Origin of the sequence: Limnohabitans sp. T6-5, from assembly GCF_003063315.1 — a bacterium.
GTDB lineage: Bacteria > Pseudomonadota > Gammaproteobacteria > Burkholderiales > Burkholderiaceae_C > Limnohabitans_A.
Window position 1 is genome coordinate 789,767 of sequence record NZ_NERV01000001.1, and the last position, 17,196, is coordinate 806,962.

11 protein-coding genes are annotated in these 17,196 nt (G+C 62.0%); 4 read left to right on the top strand and 7 right to left on the bottom strand.

Annotated features, from left to right (window positions below):
• Window positions 1–3: 3 nt before the first annotated feature.
• Together B9Z51_RS03415 and B9Z51_RS03420 are read right to left on the bottom strand one after the other, a co-directional pair.
• A complete protein-coding gene (locus tag B9Z51_RS03415) occupies window positions 4–672 on the bottom strand; it encodes an HAD family hydrolase (RefSeq protein WP_108371781.1) in 669 nt (222 codons plus the stop codon).
• Window positions 665–1,657 carry an RluA family pseudouridine synthase gene (locus B9Z51_RS03420; RefSeq protein ID WP_108371782.1) on the bottom strand — a complete coding sequence of 331 codons (993 nt, stop codon included), beginning with the start codon at window positions 1,655–1,657 and terminating at the stop codon, window positions 665–667. Before B9Z51_RS03420 ends, B9Z51_RS03415 begins: the two co-directional genes overlap by 8 nt.
• A gap of 583 nt (window positions 1,658–2,240) precedes the next feature.
• Between B9Z51_RS03420 and B9Z51_RS03430 the strand changes: the two genes are divergently transcribed.
• Window positions 2,241–5,249: an Rne/Rng family ribonuclease gene (locus B9Z51_RS03430; protein WP_108371786.1), complete on the top strand. Its 3,009-nt coding sequence runs from the start codon at window positions 2,241–2,243 to the stop codon at window positions 5,247–5,249.
• Between the two features lie 233 nt (window positions 5,250–5,482).
• Here B9Z51_RS03430 and B9Z51_RS03435 read toward each other — a convergent pair whose 3' ends face one another.
• From B9Z51_RS03435 to hemC, 4 genes are read right to left on the bottom strand one after another with little or no spacing between them, the layout of a single operon-like run.
• Window positions 5,483–6,763, bottom strand: coding sequence for a heme biosynthesis HemY N-terminal domain-containing protein (locus B9Z51_RS03435; protein ID WP_108371787.1), 1,281 nt, complete (start codon window positions 6,761–6,763; stop codon window positions 5,483–5,485).
• Between the two features lie 8 nt (window positions 6,764–6,771).
• Window positions 6,772–7,815, bottom strand: coding sequence for a uroporphyrinogen-III C-methyltransferase (locus tag B9Z51_RS03440; RefSeq protein ID WP_108371789.1), 1,044 nt, complete (start codon window positions 7,813–7,815; stop codon window positions 6,772–6,774).
• Window positions 7,812–8,618: a uroporphyrinogen-III synthase gene (locus tag B9Z51_RS03445; protein ID WP_108372684.1), complete on the bottom strand. Its 807-nt coding sequence runs from the start codon at window positions 8,616–8,618 to the stop codon at window positions 7,812–7,814. The genes B9Z51_RS03440 and B9Z51_RS03445 overlap by 4 nt, the downstream gene beginning before the upstream one ends.
• A 27-nt stretch (window positions 8,619–8,645) precedes the next feature.
• Window positions 8,646–9,563, bottom strand: a complete 918-nt coding sequence (gene hemC / locus B9Z51_RS03450) for a hydroxymethylbilane synthase (RefSeq protein WP_108371791.1) — start codon at window positions 9,561–9,563, stop codon at window positions 8,646–8,648.
• 176 nt (window positions 9,564–9,739) lie between these two features.
• Here hemC and ppc point away from each other — a divergent pair, with 176 nt between their 5' ends.
• On the top strand, window positions 9,740–12,601 hold the full coding sequence (ppc, locus tag B9Z51_RS03455; RefSeq protein ID WP_233254803.1) for a phosphoenolpyruvate carboxylase: 2,862 nt from the start codon (window positions 9,740–9,742) through the stop codon (window positions 12,599–12,601).
• Between the two features lie 192 nt (window positions 12,602–12,793).
• Here the strand turns inward: ppc and B9Z51_RS03460 are convergent, their stop codons facing one another.
• Complete coding sequence (locus B9Z51_RS03460; protein ID WP_108372687.1) at window positions 12,794–14,110, bottom strand: sorbosone dehydrogenase family protein; 1,317 nt, start codon at window positions 14,108–14,110, stop codon at window positions 12,794–12,796.
• A gap of 608 nt (window positions 14,111–14,718) precedes the next feature.
• Between B9Z51_RS03460 and B9Z51_RS03465 the strand changes: the two genes are divergently transcribed.
• Window positions 14,719–16,722, top strand: coding sequence for an AsmA family protein (locus B9Z51_RS03465; protein ID WP_108371793.1), 2,004 nt, complete (start codon window positions 14,719–14,721; stop codon window positions 16,720–16,722).
• Between the two features lie 7 nt (window positions 16,723–16,729).
• The gene (locus B9Z51_RS03470) at window positions 16,730–17,164 is read left to right on the top strand and encodes a DUF1345 domain-containing protein (protein WP_233254804.1); all 435 of its coding nucleotides are present in this window, start codon (window positions 16,730–16,732) and stop codon (window positions 17,162–17,164) included.
• Window positions 17,165–17,196: the final 32 nt, after the last annotated feature.

Consider the following 17,196-nt stretch of genomic DNA (forward strand, 5'->3'; position numbering starts at 1 on the left):
TGTTCAGGCGTGTTGCAGCAGCCAGTCATGCAAATCACGCACACTGTGCGCCACATGGCGAGGCTTCAAGGCATGAAAGGCATCGGGTTCATGCGCCCCATAGCTCACCCCCACACTGGCGCAACCGGCGTTCAGAGCCATTTGCAGGTCGTGCGTGGTGTCGCCAATCATCAAGGTGCGCTCTGGTTCCACGCCAAACTCGCGCATCAACTCATGCAGCATCAAGGGGCTGGGCTTGCCCGCCGTCTCATCGGCCGTGCGCGAGCCGTCAAACACATGGCGCAGCTCCACCGCCTGCAAGGCTTCATTGAGGCCGTGACGGCTTTTGCCTGTGGCCACCGTGAGCCAGTGGTGGCGTGATTTCAAGTCGGCCAGCAAAGGCAGCACCCCTTCAAACAGGCTGATGTCATTTTGATGTGCCAGGTAATGGTGGCGGTAGCGCTCACCCAAGGCCGGGTATTTGTCTTTGGGCACATCAGGCGCGGCATGGGCCAGTGCTTGCATCAATGCCATGCCAATCACATAGGAGGCAGCTTCACGACTGGGCTGCGCCCCGCCCACATCGACCACCGCCCGCTGGATGCAGGTCGTGATGATGGCGGTGGAGTCAAACAAGGTGCCGTCCCAATCAAATGCGATCAGGTCAAACTGGCGAGGCCGAAAATCATTCATGGGGGATGGCATGTGAAATGTAGTCTTTCAATTCAGGCGGCAAATCGGCTTGCAGGGCCACGCGCTCGTCGGTCACCGGGTGCTTGAACTGCAAGCGCCAAGCGTGCAAAAACATGCGTTTGAGCGCAGGTTGGCTGCCTGGTTTTTGAATTTGGCGATTCCAGTCGAAATCACCATATTTATCATCCCCGGCAATCGGGTGCCCTTGCGACGACAGGTGCACCCGAATCTGGTGGGTGCGCCCGGTCTTGATCGTCACCTCCAGCAGCGTAGCCCCTGGCAAACGCTGAGACACCTTGACCAAGGTGATGGAACGCATGCCATCCGGGTCTTCGGCTGTAGTCACCCGCACGCGCCGCTCGCCATCGGGCAGCAAAAATTTGTGCAAGGGCTGGTCAATCACCTTGAGTTTGGCGGGCCAATCGCCTTTGACCAAGGCCAGATAGGTCTTGCCGGTTTCACGCTCGCGGAACTGGTCTTGCAGGTTTTTCAAGGCGCTGCGCTTTTTGGCCACCAGCAAAATACCGCTGGTGTCACGGTCCAGGCGGTGCACCAACTCCAGCAACTTGGCTTGCGGCCTGGCCTGGCGCAATTGCTCGATGACCCCAAAGCTCACACCCGAGCCACCGTGCACCGCCACACCGGCAGGCTTGTCGATGGCCATCAGGCTGTCGTCTTCAAAAAGGACCGGGAATTCACGGCCTGGCGCCGGGCGTGCGGCCTTTTCAGCGACTTTTTCAGAAATTCGCACAGGTGGCAAACGCACTTCATCGCCCGTTTCGACCCGGGTTTCTGCACTGGCACGACCTTTGTTGATGCGCACTTCGCCGCTGCGGATGATGCGATAGACGTGTGTTTTGGGCACCCCTTTGAGGTGGCGCATCAGAAAATTGTCCAGTCGTTGGCCGGCAGATTCGTCATCCACCAACAACCATTTGACAGCAGGTGCCGTGGCCGCAGTTTGGCCCCCTATAATGTGATTCACTGGCTATTGGCGGTAAGTGGTTGATTCAAATGGAAATGAATTCCTGAAGACAGGAGTTTAGTCCACCACCACCACGCCAAACCAGACGGTCGATGCCACCCCCGGCACGAACTTGCAGACTGAAGGCCAACGCCAACAGTGGCAAACCACCCCGGAGGTCAGGCCGACGCCCAGAAACCCAGATACGGAATACCCCAAGTCCAGCAGCTTTGAAGAGCTGTTGGGCGGATCAAAGCGAGATGGTTGTGTTGTTCGGAACTTTGCTGATATGGATGGAGTGGCTCACGAAGCCCGGCTCTGTCGTCACGCCTTGTGCCCGGCAGTTTGTCTTGGACACCGGGGGGAGCCCCCGGAAGTGGATGAATCTCTGCACACCTTTGAACTCGCCCCATCCACGCGCCACGATCCCCATTCCTGTGCTCACGCGCAGCTGAATGGTCGATCATCTTCGGCAATTCCTTTCGTTTCAGGCGTCAGCTCCGGCAACGGGGACCCCTTGAGGGTCAGAACGTAAACCGGTCGTGCGCGCGCAATCAGAAAAACTGCGCCGCCCGGCCGACACTGATTAAAGAAGGAACGCATCATGAAACGGATGCTGATCAACGCCACGCAAGCTGAAGAGCGCCGCTTGGCCATCGTCGACGGACAAAAACTCCTCGACTACGAAATCGAAATCGAAGGGCGCGAACAGCGCAAGGGCAACATCTACAAAGCCATCGTCACCCGCGTTGAGCCCTCGCTCGAAGCCTGCTTTGTGGACTACGGCGAAGACCGCCACGGCTTTTTGCCCTTCAAGGAAATCTCGCGCCAATATTTTGCTGAAGGCGTGTCCGTCAGCCAGGCACGCATCCAGGACGTCATCAAAGAAGGCCAGTCCCTCCTGGTGCAGGTCGAAAAAGAAGAGCGCGGCAACAAAGGCGCAGCGCTGACCACCTTCGTCAGCCTTGCGGGCCGTTATGTGGTGCTCATGCCCAACAACCCCCGTGGCGGTGGCGTCAGCCGCCGCATCGAGGGCGACGACCGCGCCGAACTCAAAGAGGCGATGGACCAGCTGGAGTACCCCAAGGGCATGTCCATCATCGCCCGCACCGCAGGCATTGGCCGCTCCGCGCCTGAGCTGCAGTGGGACCTGAACTACCTGCTCAAACTCTGGACCGCCATTGACGGCGCCGCCCAGGGCAAAGGCGCTTTCTTGATTTACCAGGAATCCTCGCTCGTCATTCGCGCGATTCGTGACTATTTCAACAACGACATCGGCGACATCCTGATCGACACCGACGACATCTACGACCAGGCTCAGCAGTTCATGAGCCACGTGATGCCCGAGTTCGCCAACCGCGTGAAGCGCTACCGCGACGACGCACCGCTGTTCAGCCGCTTCCAGATCGAGCACCAGATTGAATCGGCCTACGCCCGCACCGTGCAACTGCCGTCTGGCGGCGCCATCGTGATCGACCACACCGAAGCCTTGGTGTCGGTGGACGTGAACTCGGCCCGCGCCATCAAGGGTGGCGACATCGAAGAAACCGCGACCCGCACCAACCTGGAAGCCGCTGACGAAGTGGCCCGCCAGATGCGCCTGCGCGATCTGGGTGGCCTGATCGTGATCGACTTCATCGACATGGACGAGTCGAAAAACCGCCGCGATGTGGAAAACCGCCTGCGCGACGCGCTGCGCCAGGACCGTGCCCGCGTGCAATTTGGCACCATCAGCAAATTCGGCCTCATGGAAATGAGCCGCCAGCGCTTGAAGCCTGCCCTGTCCGAAGGTGCGTCCATCCCCTGCCCACGTTGCGGCGGCGCTGGCCACATCCGCGACACCGAAAGCTCGGCACTGCAAATCCTGCGCATCATCCAGGAAGAGTCCATGAAGGACAACAGCGCCGCTGTGCACGCCCAAGTGCCGGTGGAAGTGGCGTCTTTCCTGCTCAACGAAAAGCGCTCCGAGATCGCCAAGATCGAACTGCAGCAACGCATCAACGTGCTGCTGGTGCCCAACAAGTCGCTGGAAACCCCGCACTACAAGCTGGAACGCTTGAAGCACGACGACCCACGTCTGGACCGCATCGAAGCCAGCTACAAGATGGCCGAAGAGATCGAAGACGCCACCACCGTGACGCGCCGTTCGCAAGAGCCCACCAACAAGCAGACCCCGGTCATCAAGGGCGTGCTGCCCGACGCACCCGCGCCTGTGGCACCGGTCAAAGTCGAAGCACCTTCCCCTGTGGCCAAGCCAGCCGCCAAAGCCGCGCCTGTGGTGGCTGCACCAGCCGCCAGCGCCACTAGCTCGGGTGGCTTCTTTGGATGGATCAAGGGCCTGTTCGGTGGCGCCAGCGCCGCCACGCCTGCCGTGCAGGACAAGAAAGAAGAGAAAGCCCGCGAAGGCCGTCGTGACGGTGAGCGCCGTGATGGCGGCCGCGAAGGGGGTCGAGATGGCCGCCGTGGTGGCCGCCGTGGCGAAGGCCGCAACGAAGGGGCACCCGGCGAAAACCGCGCACCCCGTGAAATTGGCCGCCGAGGCGACAGCCGAAGCGAAGGCCGCAACGAACTGCGTGATGGTGAAGCACGTCCCGCACGCGGTGAGCGTGCTGAGCGTGGCGAACGCGCCGAGCGCCCTGCCGCAGACCGCGCACCCCGTGAAGGCCGCCGCAATGAGCGTGGCGACAACCGCCAGGACGCCCGCAGCGAAGCACCCGCCGAGCTGAGCGCTGAAGGCAGCGACAACCGCACAGAACGCGCCCCACGCGCTGAACGCGGTGAAGGTCAAGGTCGCCGTGAACGCGGTGAGCGTGGCGAAGGCCGCCGTGAACGTGGCGAGCGTGGTGAACGCCGCAACGACGAACGCGCACCCAGCGAACTCAACCTGAACAACGAGTCCACCCCTGTGGCCGAAGGCCAGGATGCCCCAACCCAAGCCGAAGCCGGTACAGGGTTTGAGAACAACGGTGAACGCCGCGAACGCCGCTCACGTGACCGCTACGGCCGCGATCGCCGTGAACGCGCTGGCGAACCTCGTCAAGAGCGTCCAGACAATGGTGCTGAAGCAGCCCCCCAAGGCGAGTTCGATGCAGCGCCAGCCACTCAAGCCCACAGCGAAGATCGACCAGCAGGACGCTCTTACTTTGAGCAGCGTGCGCAGCAAGCGTCTGCACCCGTGGCTCAGGGCCAGGTTGCGGCTGAAACACCTGTGCAAACGATGGCTGCGCCTGCTCCAGCAGCTGAACTTGCCGTGGTGGCACCAGCCCAAGTGACAACACCTGTCACAGCATCAGCGGCAGCACCCGTCCCAGCTCCCGCCGCGGCATCTGTTGCTGTGGCTGTGGCCGCACCGGCCGCCCCCCCAGCAGGTTTGCCCACCGTCACCGACTACAAGCTGCCCATCGACAGCCTGCAGCAAGTGGCTCAAGGCTCCGGTCTGGTCTGGGTGAACTCGGATGCAGCCAAGATAGCGGCCGTGCAAGCGGCGATTGCTGCTGAACCCCAGCCCGTGCGTGTGCCGCGTGAGCGACCACCGGCCGTGGTGGTGAACGAAGGCCCCCTGGTTCTCGTGGAAACACGCAAAGACCTGAAAGACCTGAACGTGCCGTTCTGAGGAATGCGCTGACACCCGTCAGCCTTTTCATGCCAAGCCGGACCTGCGAGTCCGGCTTTTTTTATGCGCGCAAGCAAGGCGAGCCAACGCGCCCTCACCTCACGTCAGAGTATCCGGCCACCGCCCTGCGGGCCGACTGCGTTTCATGGGTTGGGGCTGTGGTCGGAGAGCCTGACAGGGGACCTGGGCCATGCCCGCAAAGCCTTCAGCCAACGCAGAAGGGGCGGGCGCGGTCAGATTTTGGCGGCTTGTTTCCAGGCTTGGGCGGCGGCAATCGGTTCCTGTCGTTGTTCGGCCAACTCGGCCAAAGCGCACCAGGCGCTGCGGCCCAACTCGGGCTCTTGCAAACCCTTGACGGCCTGCGACAACAGGGATTGCGATTTGCCCCAGAGTTGATGGCGCAAGCACACCATGCCCGACAGGTACTGCAAGCGGGGGTCTCGCGGCTGGGCTTGCTGGGCCGATTCGACGCGGGCCAGCCACTGGCGAGCATCGCCCAAATCGGGGTCCAGCAGACTGCTTTCAACAGCACGAACAAACCGAACGCACTGCGCAGGCGTCCACTGTGCGGTCAGGAGCTGGGGCCACAAAGGCAGCAACCACTGGCGCGCCAATACGGCAGAGCCGCCTTGCGCCATGAAACGCAAGGCCACTTCGGCCACCACATCGGGCATGCTGCGCTGCGCAGAGCTCAGGGCATTCCATAAACGGTGGGTCGCATCGGCATCGTGCACATGGGTTAACCATTCCATGATCAAGCCGCGTATCAGGCTGTCAGCTGCAGCGGGGGTAAAGGCGCGGTGCTTGGCCAGCAACGCGGCCGTTTCCAGCGCCTGAGCAGGCTGTCCGGCCAAGCGTGCGGCCTTGAGTTGCAAGCGCATGGCCACCATGCGACGCCCCACGGCAGGAGACAGCTCGTGCAAACGGTCCAGACTGGCCTGGGCATCCCGGTCGTCCAACAGCCAGCGTGCGGCACGCAACTGAGCCCCCTCCATCAGCGTTTGTCGCTCGGTGACGTTTGCTTGGTTGGCATGGAACACTGCCTGTGCCCAATGGTGTTGGCGAAGCCCCTTGTCTTGCAACGCATGGGCGGACTCGGCCGCCATGATGTGCGCCAAGGTGCGCAAAGACACGGCATGGTCCAGGCTCATGCCCGCCTCACTCAAGAGGGCTTCTTTGATCAGGGTCGTCTGCGCCGCCTTGCGCGCCCGCAAAAAACGTCCGGCCATGAAATGGCTGATTGAATCGAGCAAAGCCGCATGGGCAGCACGTTCTTTTTGCTGCAAACGCCAGCGTTGGGCCTGCCTGGGCAAGGACAGCAAAGCCGACAAAGCCTGCTGCGCCAGTACGACCACCAGCACCACCGCACCAAACACCAGCAAGACCAGATTGAGTGACACATCAACACGGTAGGGTGACAGGAAAAAAGCGACGGTGCCGTTGTTGTGGCCAGCCAGCCAGGCGCCCGCAACGGCCAAGGCGAAAAGACTCAGGAGCCAAAGAGCTGCACGCATAAAGCCCCTTACCTTCCTGCGGCAGCGGTGGCCAAGGCGGTCAACGAGGCCTCCAGCCGCGGCATGTCACCGGCCTTCATCTGCTGCCCGGATTGCTCCAGCATCTGCAACAACTGGGTCGTTTTGCGCGAACTGGCGTCGGCGTAGCGTCGCACCATGACAGAAGCGGATGCCAGGTCGGCACGGGCAGCGTCTTTTTGACGGGCCAGCAAGCCCAGGCGAGCATTCAACAGCTTGAGTTTCAGGTTTTCCCGCAAGAAAAATGCCTGATCAGGCGAGAGCAAGGCGGCCTCGGGCGAGTCAAGGCGGCTGACCCGCACCAGGCCCTTGAGTTGTTCACCCCACAGAGAAAGCTCGGTCTTCCACCAACTGCCAGGGCTTGGGCTACCGGACAAATCCCCTTGGGGACGCGGTGCAACAGTCGATGCCAACGGCTGATTGGCCAAAGGCAAGCCATCGACCAGGGCCACGCCCTCGTCCAGCTTGATCAATAAGCCTGGCAGATCAAACACCTGTGCGGCGCTCAGGCGCTCCAGGTCTTTTTCAAGTGCCCGCTGCAAGGGGGCCAAACGGGGTTGCGCTGCGCGCTGCACCCGCTGCTGGGCCGATTTGAGCGCGGCCAGCAAAGGCTCGATGCTGCCGGTCAACTGGGCCTGCTGCTGCGCCATGCGCAAAGCCGCATCAATGTCCACCACCAGGTTTTCATCGCGTGAGCGTGACAGGCTCTGCATCAACTCTTCAAGTTGGCTGCGCTGCAGCGCCACCTCGCCCAGCCGGGCTTCCACCAGGGCCAGGCGTGCTGCGCTGTCCTGAACGGTTTCCTGCGCCTGCTTGGCCCAGGCTTTGGCCTCCAGAGACTGCTGGCCTGCATCGGCACTTTGGCGGGCCAATTGTTCTTGAATGCGCGAGAGTTTTTGCCACAAGGACACCGACACGAGCAAAGCCAGCGCCCCCAATGCCACAGCCAGCCACAGGCCCCATGGACGGCTCGCGTTGCGCCCCACCGGCGTGGGCGTGAGGGTGGCTTGGGCGGATTCGGGCGAAGAGGTCATGCAAGCGATTTTATCGACATGGCCTGTGCGCCAAGACCCGCAGGCACCAGATCCACCCGGCCCCAGCCCGCCTGCTGCAAGCGCTGGGCAATGCGCGGGTGCGTGGCCATGGCGCGGGCATGCCTGACGTCCAGCCCAGGACAGCCCTGAAGCAAATGTTGTGCCGCTTCTGAACTGCTGAACAACCACCAACTGCCATCGGTCATCGCCTGCCGGGCACGCTGCTGCCTGGCAGGTGTGAGCACTGGGGCCTGGCGCACATAAGCCACGGTCTGCAAAACCTCGACACCCGCACTGGACAGCTGCTGCGCCAACCAGTCACGCCCGGCCAACTGGCCTTGCGCATCAGCCCCCCGCACGATCAGCACCTTGGGCGCAGTGTGTGGGCCCATTGCAGACACCGCACGATGCGCCCGTTCAGCCACCACAGTCCACAAGGCTTCCGAATCGAATTGATCGGCCTGCGCATCAGGCGAGTCGATCTGATCGGCTGGCCAACCCGCCGCCAGCAAAGCGGCCTGAGTGCCTGGCCCGGTGGACCAAGCATGGCACAGTGTCCCCTCAGGCCCAAGAGGGCGAGCCGCCATGAAAAACCGCACCGCATTGGCGCTGACAAACATCACCGCCAGACAGGCGGGCACCAGCGCCCAGGCGTCTTGCAAGACCGAAGGATCAGGCGGGGGGGCGATGTCGATCAGCGGAAAAATCTCGGCCTGTACGCCCTCGGCCCGTAAGGCCTGGACCCAAGGCAGCGCTTCGCGCTCGGGCCGGGTGACGATGACGCGGGGGCCTTGCTCAGACATGGAAAACGCCATGTCAAGCCTCACCCATCAATGCGCACCGCCGCGTTGCAGCGTCTGCGCCACGCGCAGGCCCAGGGCCTCGGCGCTGGCCAAGTCATTGGAGACGACATCTTCGGCAGCGGTGACCAATGCAGCTGAACCTTCCGGCTCGCCCCAAGCCGCTTGCAACTTGAGCACATCGCCCAACATGACCGCATGCGCCGCCAATGGCATGGAGCAACTGCCCCCCATGGCGCGGCTCACGGCCCGCTCAGCGGCCACACGTTGCCAGGTCACGCGGTCGGCCAGCGGCGCCAGCAAGGCACGCAAATCGGCGCGGTGGCTGCAAATCTCGATGCCCAAGGCGCCTTGGCCTGCGGCCGGCAGCATCTCGGTGATTTCGAAAATGTGGCGAATGCGGTCGGTCAAGCCCAAACGCTTGAGGCCCGCCGCAGCCAGCACGATACCCGCATATTGACCTTCATCGAGCTTGCGCAGGCGGGTGTCGAGGTTGCCACGCAGGGGCTCGATCTTCAAATCGGGGCGCAGCGCCCGCAGCAACACCGTGCGGCGCAGACTGGAGGTGCCCACGACCGCGCCTTGCGGCAAATCTTCCAGCCGGGCGTATTGCGACGACACCCAGGCGTCACGCGGGTCTTCCCGATCCATCACGCAGGCCAGCTCAAAGCCTTCGGGCATGTCCATGGGCACGTCCTTGAGCGAATGCACGGCGATGTCGGCGCGACCTTCGTGCAGCGCGACTTCCAGCTCCTTGACGAACAGCCCCTTGCCGCCCACCTTGGACAGGCTACGGTCCAGAATCTGATCGCCTTGTGTGGTCATGCCCAGCAATTGCACCGTACAACCCATGCCTTCAAGCAAGGCTTTGACATGCTCGGCCTGCCACAGCGCCAGACGGCTTTCTCGGGTGGCGATAACAATGTGGGGAGCAGAAGGCGAAGACACGTTGAATTTCTCTGTGAAAGGATTTCATCGCAAGATGAAACCCGTTGGTAATTTATGGGGGCTGGCCGATGCTAGCATGAGGTACACGCTGTCCTGGGCGCATCCGGGCTGGCTGTAGGGGCCACAAGCCCCACCCGCGCTCTTGCCGAAACACCACCTTCACCGCACACCCCCCGATGAAACAGGCCACCAAAGACACCACCTCCGCGCTTGCCAAAACAGCCCCCAGCCGCGCCAGCCAACAAAGCGACAAACGCGACAGCGAACGACCCCTGGTGGAAGACATCCGCCTGTTGGGCCGCATTTTGGGCGACGTGATCCGCACGCAAGAAGGCCCCGAAGCCTTTGAGCTGGTCGAGCAAATCCGCAAGTTGTCGGTGGCCTTCCGGCGCGATGCCGACCACGAAGCCGACAAGGCGCTGAAAAAACTCCTGAAAAGCCTGAGCGGCGATCAAGCCGTGAGCGTGATCCGCGCCTTCACTTACTTTTCGCACCTGGCCAACTTGGCTGAAGACCGCCACCACATCCGCCGCCGCGCCATCCACGAACGTGCAGGCCACACGCAAGAAGGCAGCATCGACGTGGCACTCCAGCGCCTGCGCTGGGCGGGCATCACGCCCAAAAGCATCTCGGACATGCTGGCCACCAGCTACGTGGCCCCAGTGCTCACCGCCCACCCGACCGAAGTGCAGCGCAAAAGCATTCTGGACGCCGAGCGCGACATTGCCCACCTGCTGACCGAGCGCGACGCCATCAAAGCCCGCGCCGCTGCTGTCAACGCCGCCAAAGACGCTCTGACGCCCAAAGAGCTGGCGGCCAACGAATTGCAAATGCGCGCCCGCGTGATGCAGCTGTGGCAAACACGCTTGCTGCGCTTTACCAAGCTCACCGTGGCCGACGAGATCGAAAACGCACTGAGTTATTACGAAGCCACCTTCTTGCGCGAGATCCCCAAGCTCTATGCTGAATTGGAACAAGCCCTGCCGGGCCAGCCCGTGGCCAGCTTCTTGCGCATGGGCCAGTGGATCGGTGGCGACCGCGACGGCAACCCCAACGTGACCGCGCAAACACTGGAGCACGCCCTGACCCGCCAAAGCGATGTCGCCCTGCGCCACTACCTGACCGAGGTGCATTACCTGGGCAGCGAGCTGTCGCTGTCGGCCATGCTGGTGCCCTTTGGCCCCGAAATGCAGGCCTTGGCCGCGCAGTCACCCGACACCAACGCGCACCGTCAAGACGAGCCGTATCGCCGGGCGCTGACCGGCATGTATGCCCGCCTGGCCGCCACACTCAAGCATCTGACCGGCGGCGAAGCCGCCCGCCACGCCGTGGCGCCACAAAACCCTTACGCGAGCGCCGAAGAATTTTTGGCCGACCTGCGCGTGATCGAAGCTTCGCTGTGCAGCCATCACGCCGAAGCGCTGGCCGCCCAACGCCTGCACCCGCTGATCCGCGCCGTAGAGGTGTTTGGCTTCCATCTGGCCACGGTAGACCTGCGCCAAAGCTCGGACAAGCACGAAGAAGTCGTTACCGAACTGCTGACCACTGCCCGTGTGGAAAAGCACTACAGCCAGCTCGACGAACACGCCAAGCAAGCCCTGCTGCTGGGCCTGCTCAACGACGCCCGCCCGCTGCGCGTGCCCGGCGCCGATTACAGCGCCCACGCCGTGTCGGAGCTGGCCATTTTTGAAATGGCCCGCCGCATGCTGGTCAGCTTTGGCAAGCAGGCGATTCGCCACTACATCATCAGCCACACCGAAACCGTGAGCGACTTGCTGGAGGTGTTGCTGCTGCAAAAAGAAGTCGGGCTGCTGCGTGGCACCCTGGACTTTGAGGCGCACAACGACCTGATCGTGGTGCCGCTGTTCGAGACCATCGAAGACCTGCGCAACGCCGCGCCCATCATGCGTGACTTTTATGCCCTGCCCGGCGTAGCCGGGTTGATCCAGCGCTCGGGCGGCGAGCAAGACATCATGCTGGGCTATTCGGACAGCAACAAAGACGGCGGCATCTTCACCAGCAACTGGGAGCTGTACCGCGCCGAAATCGCCCTGGTCGAGCTGTTTGACAAGCTGCAAAGCAGCCACGGCATCACGCTGCGCATGTTCCACGGCCGAGGCGGCACCGTGGGCCGGGGCGGTGGCCCCAGCTACCAGGCCATCCTGGCCCAGCCACCGGGCACCGTGCGCGGGCAGATCCGACTGACCGAGCAAGGCGAAGTGATTGGCGCCAAATTCGCCAACCCCGAAATCGGCCGCCGCAACCTGGAAACCCTGGTCGCCGCCACCCTGGAGGCCACGCTGCTGCAACCCACCAAGCCCGCCACACGGGCATTCCTTGACGCCGCAGCCGAGCTGTCAGAGGCCAGCATGGACGCCTACCGAGGGCTGGTGTACGAAACGCCCGGTTTCACCGACTACTTCTTTGGTGCAACGCCGCTCAAGGAACTGGCCCAGCTGAACATCGGCTCGCGCCCTGCGTCGCGCAAGGCCCTGCAAAAAATCGAAGACCTGCGGGCGATTCCTTGGGGCTTCAGCTGGGGCCAATGCCGCCTGACCCTGCCCGGCTGGCTGGGCTTTGGCTCGGCGGTTCAAGCCTTTTTGGACAAGCCCGACGCGGCCGAGCGCAAAGCGGCTCTGGCCCTGCTGCAAAAGATGTACCGCCAATGGCCGTTTTTCCGCACCTTGCTGTCGAACATGGACATGGTGCTGGCCAAGAGCGACCTGGCCTTGGCCTCGCGCTACGCCGAACTGGTCAGCGACAGCCGCCTGCGCAAAAAAATCTTCACCGCCATCGAAGCCGAATGGCACCGCACCGCCGACGCGCTGGCTCAGATCACCGGCGAGAAGAACCGGCTCGAAGGCAACCCCGCCTTGGCCCGCTCGATCCGCCACCGTTTCCCCTACATCGACCCGCTGCACCACCTGCAAGTCGAGCTGATCCGCCGCTACCGGGCAGGCTTGGCCGACGAACGGGTGCAACGCGGCATTCACATCAGTATCAACGGGATTGCGGCGGGGCTGCGCAACACGGGTTGAGGCGTCAAACGCATCCAGGCGATTGATGTCTGATGGATTAGGCACGCTGAAGTTTGAACTGTGTGAGAAATGTCATCTCGCAGGTCGGTACTCGCAGAGTCCGACATGATGGGTTTCGGCACAGGCCCATGTCGGGGTCTTCGACCGCCGACCTACAACATCTTTGAGCATTGAAAACTTCACAGGGCCGGATCAATCACTCGGCTGCTTGTTCAGCTTTGCTGTCACGCGCCAGATGGTGTTGCCCACATCATCTGCCACCAAAAGGGCACCCTGTCGATCCAGGGCCACGCCGACTGGACGCCCCTGCGCATGGCCGTCGGCAGTGAGAAAGCCTGTCAGCACTTCAATGGGGGCCTGGTCTTGAGGTCGGCCATTCGCAAACGGCACAAAGACCACCTTGTAGCCGCTGTGAGGCTTGCGGTTCCACGAGCCGTGCAGGCCGACAAACATGCCGTTGGCAAATGCGGCGGGTAATTCGGCGGGTAAAGTGGTCCCCACCGAAGAGGCCAGCCCCAAGGGTGCAACATGCGCACCCAGGGCATAGTCCGGCACCTTGGCTCGTGCCACCAGCTCGGGGCGTTCTGGGCTGACGCGTGCATCCACATGCGCGCCGTAATAGCTGTAGGGCCATCCATAGAAGTCGCCATCGCGCAGCGCAGTCAGGTAGTCCGGCACCAAATCACTGCCCAGTTCATCACGCTCATTGACAACCGCCCACAGCATGCCGCCGTGCGGCTCCCAAGCCATACCCACGGGATTACGCAAGCCCGAGGCATAAATACGGTGCTTGCCGCTGGCCACATCCACCTGCCAGATGGCTGCTCGCTCAGCTTCCACCGCCATGCCACGCTCAGCCACATTGCTGTTGGAGCCGACCGCCACATACAAGCTGCGACCGTCGGCACTGGCGATCAGATTTTTGGTCCAGTGGTGGTTGATGTCCCCCCCTGGCAATGTCACCAGGGGTGTTCCGGCCGCCTGGATGTGCGTGTCGCCTGGTGAGTAGGGAAAGCGCAACACCGCATCCGTATTGGCCACAAACAACGTGTCCCCCACCAGCGCCATACCAAATGGGGAATGCAAACCGTCCAACAAGACCGTGCGCACATCGGCCACACCATCGCCATCCGTATCGCGCAGCAGCGTGATGCGGTTGGCACTGGCCACTGCCGCACCGGCGCGCTGCATGAACACCCCCATCAGCCAGCCCTTGATGCCGCGTGCATCGTCTGGTTTGGGCGGGGCATTGGTTTCGGCCACCAACACATCGCCATTGGGCAGCACCAGCAACCAGCGTGGGTGATTCAGGTTCTTGGCAAAAGCTGCAACCTGCATACCGGGTGCGGCCGTTGGCTTGGCACCGCTGGCCCAACCAACGGATGGTGCAATGTGCACAGTAGGAATCAGCGTGGAAACCGGTGGCGGCAGCGTCGGCGAAAGGCCGGTACCTGCCGCCACCGGCAACTTGGCAACATCGCCGCAGGCCGCAAGCAGCAGTGCGGCCATCACCCCCAAGGCGGGTGTGAGTTTGCTGGGCCAAGACGGCAACACTGGCCCGGTTTTGGTGGCATCGCGGTTCAAGTCGACCCTGCCCAAGTTCCGATCTTCGGTCAGGCACACGACGGGTTCGAACCCGCTATCGGTGGCGAGGATGACAAAATTTTTCAAGTCGTTCGCAAAGCGCAACACAGTCATCTTCCTTCAAAAGGCTGGGGTGCAAGGCACCGTGAAGGGGACGCAGTCTTAAGACAAACCAGCGATCCAAGCTGTCAATATTTTTGCCAATGTGTCCCCAAAGTACGGCCATGACAGTGCGCTGGAATACCCGCAGCCGCGAATACCACTTACTGTCTGGGACGCATGCTGAGACCTTGTGTGATATCGGAGATGAAGTGCCCGTCATGAAATTGCACCTGGTTTACAAGCTTCGATGGCCGCCCATTTTTGTGAGAGATATGTCGGTTCGTTGGCGCACTGAATAAAAAATGCCTCTGTTGCAAAGTGAAATTTTTAATTTCATGAAACTCCATGTCCACGCCATTGAACCCTGACAGGATGGCGGTCTTGTGCTCTGCGGCGCACGGCCTGCTTGTCGCGCCACATCGGACTTTGACTTGATCAAGCCTTGGCATTGGGCACCTGCAGCTTTGGTGCTGATCCTGGGCGTGGGCTTTGCTGTGGGTGAGACGATGGGCTGGCCCTTTCTGGCGGGGCCATTGCAAAGTCAGTTGCAACAAAAATTGGGGCGCAATGTGCGCCTGAGTGCGGCAAACGACAAGGACCAAGCCTCGGTGGCATTGCACTTTTGGGGTGGCATCCGTTTGCAAAGTCGCGTCCTGGAAATCGGCGCACCTTCATGGAGTCGTGCGCCTTATTTTCTGTTGGCACAAGACGTCGATTTACACCTTCGCTACAGCGATGTGTGGCGTGCATGGCAGGGTCAGCAGTTGGTCGTGCAGGCCTTGGCGGCCCGCAAGCTCACGGTCTATCTGGAACGCACCGCCGATGGGCATGCAAGCTGGCTACCGACGACGACGGGTGCAGCCTCCAAGCCACCGCGCGTGCAAAACATGGATTTGCTCGATGGCACTGTGCATTACACCGATGTGCCTCTGGCGTTGAACTTTGAAGCCCAGCTGAGCCTGAGCAGCCCTGCACTCTCGTCATCCACGCCTTTGGCACCACAAAACCGTGTGTTGCGCAGCACTGCCCGCGGTCATTACCGGCAGGACGCCTTCCAAATCACTTTGCAATCCACCGGCGCACTGCCTTGGGAAGTGGAGGCGGGACAGGGCACACCGGTGGCTGTCAAGCTGGCTGCAACCCTGGGCCAAGCCAGTCTGAATTTTGAAGGTGCCGTACGCGACTTTCTCCATCTCAATGGCTTGGACGGTGCGTTCCGCGTGCAAGGCCCGTCGCTGGCAGTCATCGGTGAGCCCTTGGGCGTGACGCTGCCCACCACGCCTGCTTTCAACGCCAGCGGTCAAGTGCAGCGCAACGGAGCACATTGGACCGTAGCTCTGCACAATGCCCTCGTTGGCAGTAGTCAATTCAGAGGTGACTTTGTGTTCGATAAAGCGGCCACGCCGCCGCGGCTCAGCGGAACGCTGAACGGAACACGCTTGAAAATGGCGGATCTCGCACCGGCGGTGGGCGCTCCCGGAGGAGCCAGCAACAGCGTAACTCGAGCCAAAGTCCTGCCTACCCGGCCCTTTGATCTGGCCTCTTTACGCGCCATGGATGCCGATCTGCAAATAGCCTTCAAGCAAGTCGACACCCACACCAAGTGGCTCGAACCCCTGCGCCCTTTCAAGACGCATTTGACGCTCAACAAGGGCGTGCTCACGCTGTCCAACATCGAGGCCCGCACTGCCCAGGGCCATCTGACTGGCACCCTGTCGCTCAACGGCCAGCGAAACACGGCGCAATGGGTGGCCGATTTGAACTGGAACGGCGTGCAACTGCAGCGCTGGATTCACCAGGAGCGCCCCGAGGGTCGGCCACCTTATGTGTCCGGTCTGCTGAAAGGTCACGCCAAGGTGCATGGCCAAGGGCGTTCTACCGCTGAAATCCTGGCAACTCTAGAAGGTGACATCGACGCCAGTGTGGTGCATGGCACCCTGTCGCATTTGCTGGTGGAGATGGGAGGATTGGATGTGGCCGAGTCACTGGGCGTGTATTTCCAAGGCGATAACCCGTTGATACTGGACTGCGCTCTGGCAGACCTGCGTGTGTCCGCAGGCACACTGCGCCCGCGCTTGTTGGTACTTGACACCGGTGACTCGACACTCTGGGCAGATGGAACCGTATCCCTCGCCTCAGAAAAGCTGGATCTGCGCACCGTGGTGGCGCCCAAAGATTTCAGTGTGCTGACGCTGCGCGCTCCACTGCGAATCCAGGGCAGTTTTGCCCATCCCTTGGTGACCGTGGAAAAAGGGCCACTGGGTATGAAGCTGGGTTTAGCGCTGCTGCTGGGACTGGTGAACCCACTAGCGGCTATGCTGCCGTTGGTGGATACGGGCAACGTGCAAGAGGCCGACGCCAGCGCCGCAAAATGCAAAGCGCGCATGCATAAAAAACTGCAAGCTGCCCAGCCAAATGGCCCCCGCAAACGTTAAAGGCCTGATGCGCCAAAAAACCATTTTGCTGCTGACCATCGGGGCGGTGCTGGCCAGTCTGGTCGCCATCGTGGCCGAGCTGTCCGCCATCAAGTCGCTCAGCGGCAGCGACAAATTGCTGCACATCGCCCTGACCGGGGCGACGGTGGCCAGTTCGTGGGTGTTCATGCACCTCATGTTTGCCATGCACTACGCCCACGACTACTACCTGAGCGGGCGGCACGGGCGCGAACCGGGGCTGGCTTTTCCGCAAGAGCCTGCGCCTGACTATTGGGACTTTTTGTATTTTTCAGCCGTGATCGGCACCTCGGGGCAGACGGCGGACGTGTCGTTCACCTCCAAGGCCATGCGACGCACGGGCCTTGTGCACTGCGTACTGGCCTACTTCTACAACACCACCGTGCTGGCCCTGACGATCAACATGGCGGCCAGCCTGATGTGAACCCGGCCGGGGGACAGGCCCCGCGCCCGATA

What these genes read in the sequence shown, in the direction of transcription:
- B9Z51_RS03415 (WP_108371781.1), bottom strand. Translation starts at nt 672, where the DNA reads ATGAATGATTTTCGGCCTCGCCAGTTTGACCTGATCGCATTTGATTGG.
- B9Z51_RS03430 (WP_108371786.1), top strand. Translation starts at nt 2,241, where the DNA reads ATGAAACGGATGCTGATCAACGCCACGCAAGCTGAAGAGCGCCGCTTG.
- B9Z51_RS03435 (WP_108371787.1), bottom strand. Translation starts at nt 6,763, where the DNA reads ATGCGTGCAGCTCTTTGGCTCCTGAGTCTTTTCGCCTTGGCCGTTGCG.
- B9Z51_RS03440 (WP_108371789.1), bottom strand. Translation starts at nt 7,815, where the DNA reads ATGACCTCTTCGCCCGAATCCGCCCAAGCCACCCTCACGCCCACGCCG.
- B9Z51_RS03445 (WP_108372684.1), bottom strand. Translation starts at nt 8,618, where the DNA reads ATGTCTGAGCAAGGCCCCCGCGTCATCGTCACCCGGCCCGAGCGCGAA.
- ppc (WP_233254803.1), top strand. Translation starts at nt 9,740, where the DNA reads ATGAAACAGGCCACCAAAGACACCACCTCCGCGCTTGCCAAAACAGCC.
- B9Z51_RS03460 (WP_108372687.1), bottom strand. Translation starts at nt 14,110, where the DNA reads ATGGCCGCACTGCTGCTTGCGGCCTGCGGCGATGTTGCCAAGTTGCCG.
- B9Z51_RS03470 (WP_233254804.1), top strand. Translation starts at nt 16,730, where the DNA reads ATGCGCCAAAAAACCATTTTGCTGCTGACCATCGGGGCGGTGCTGGCC.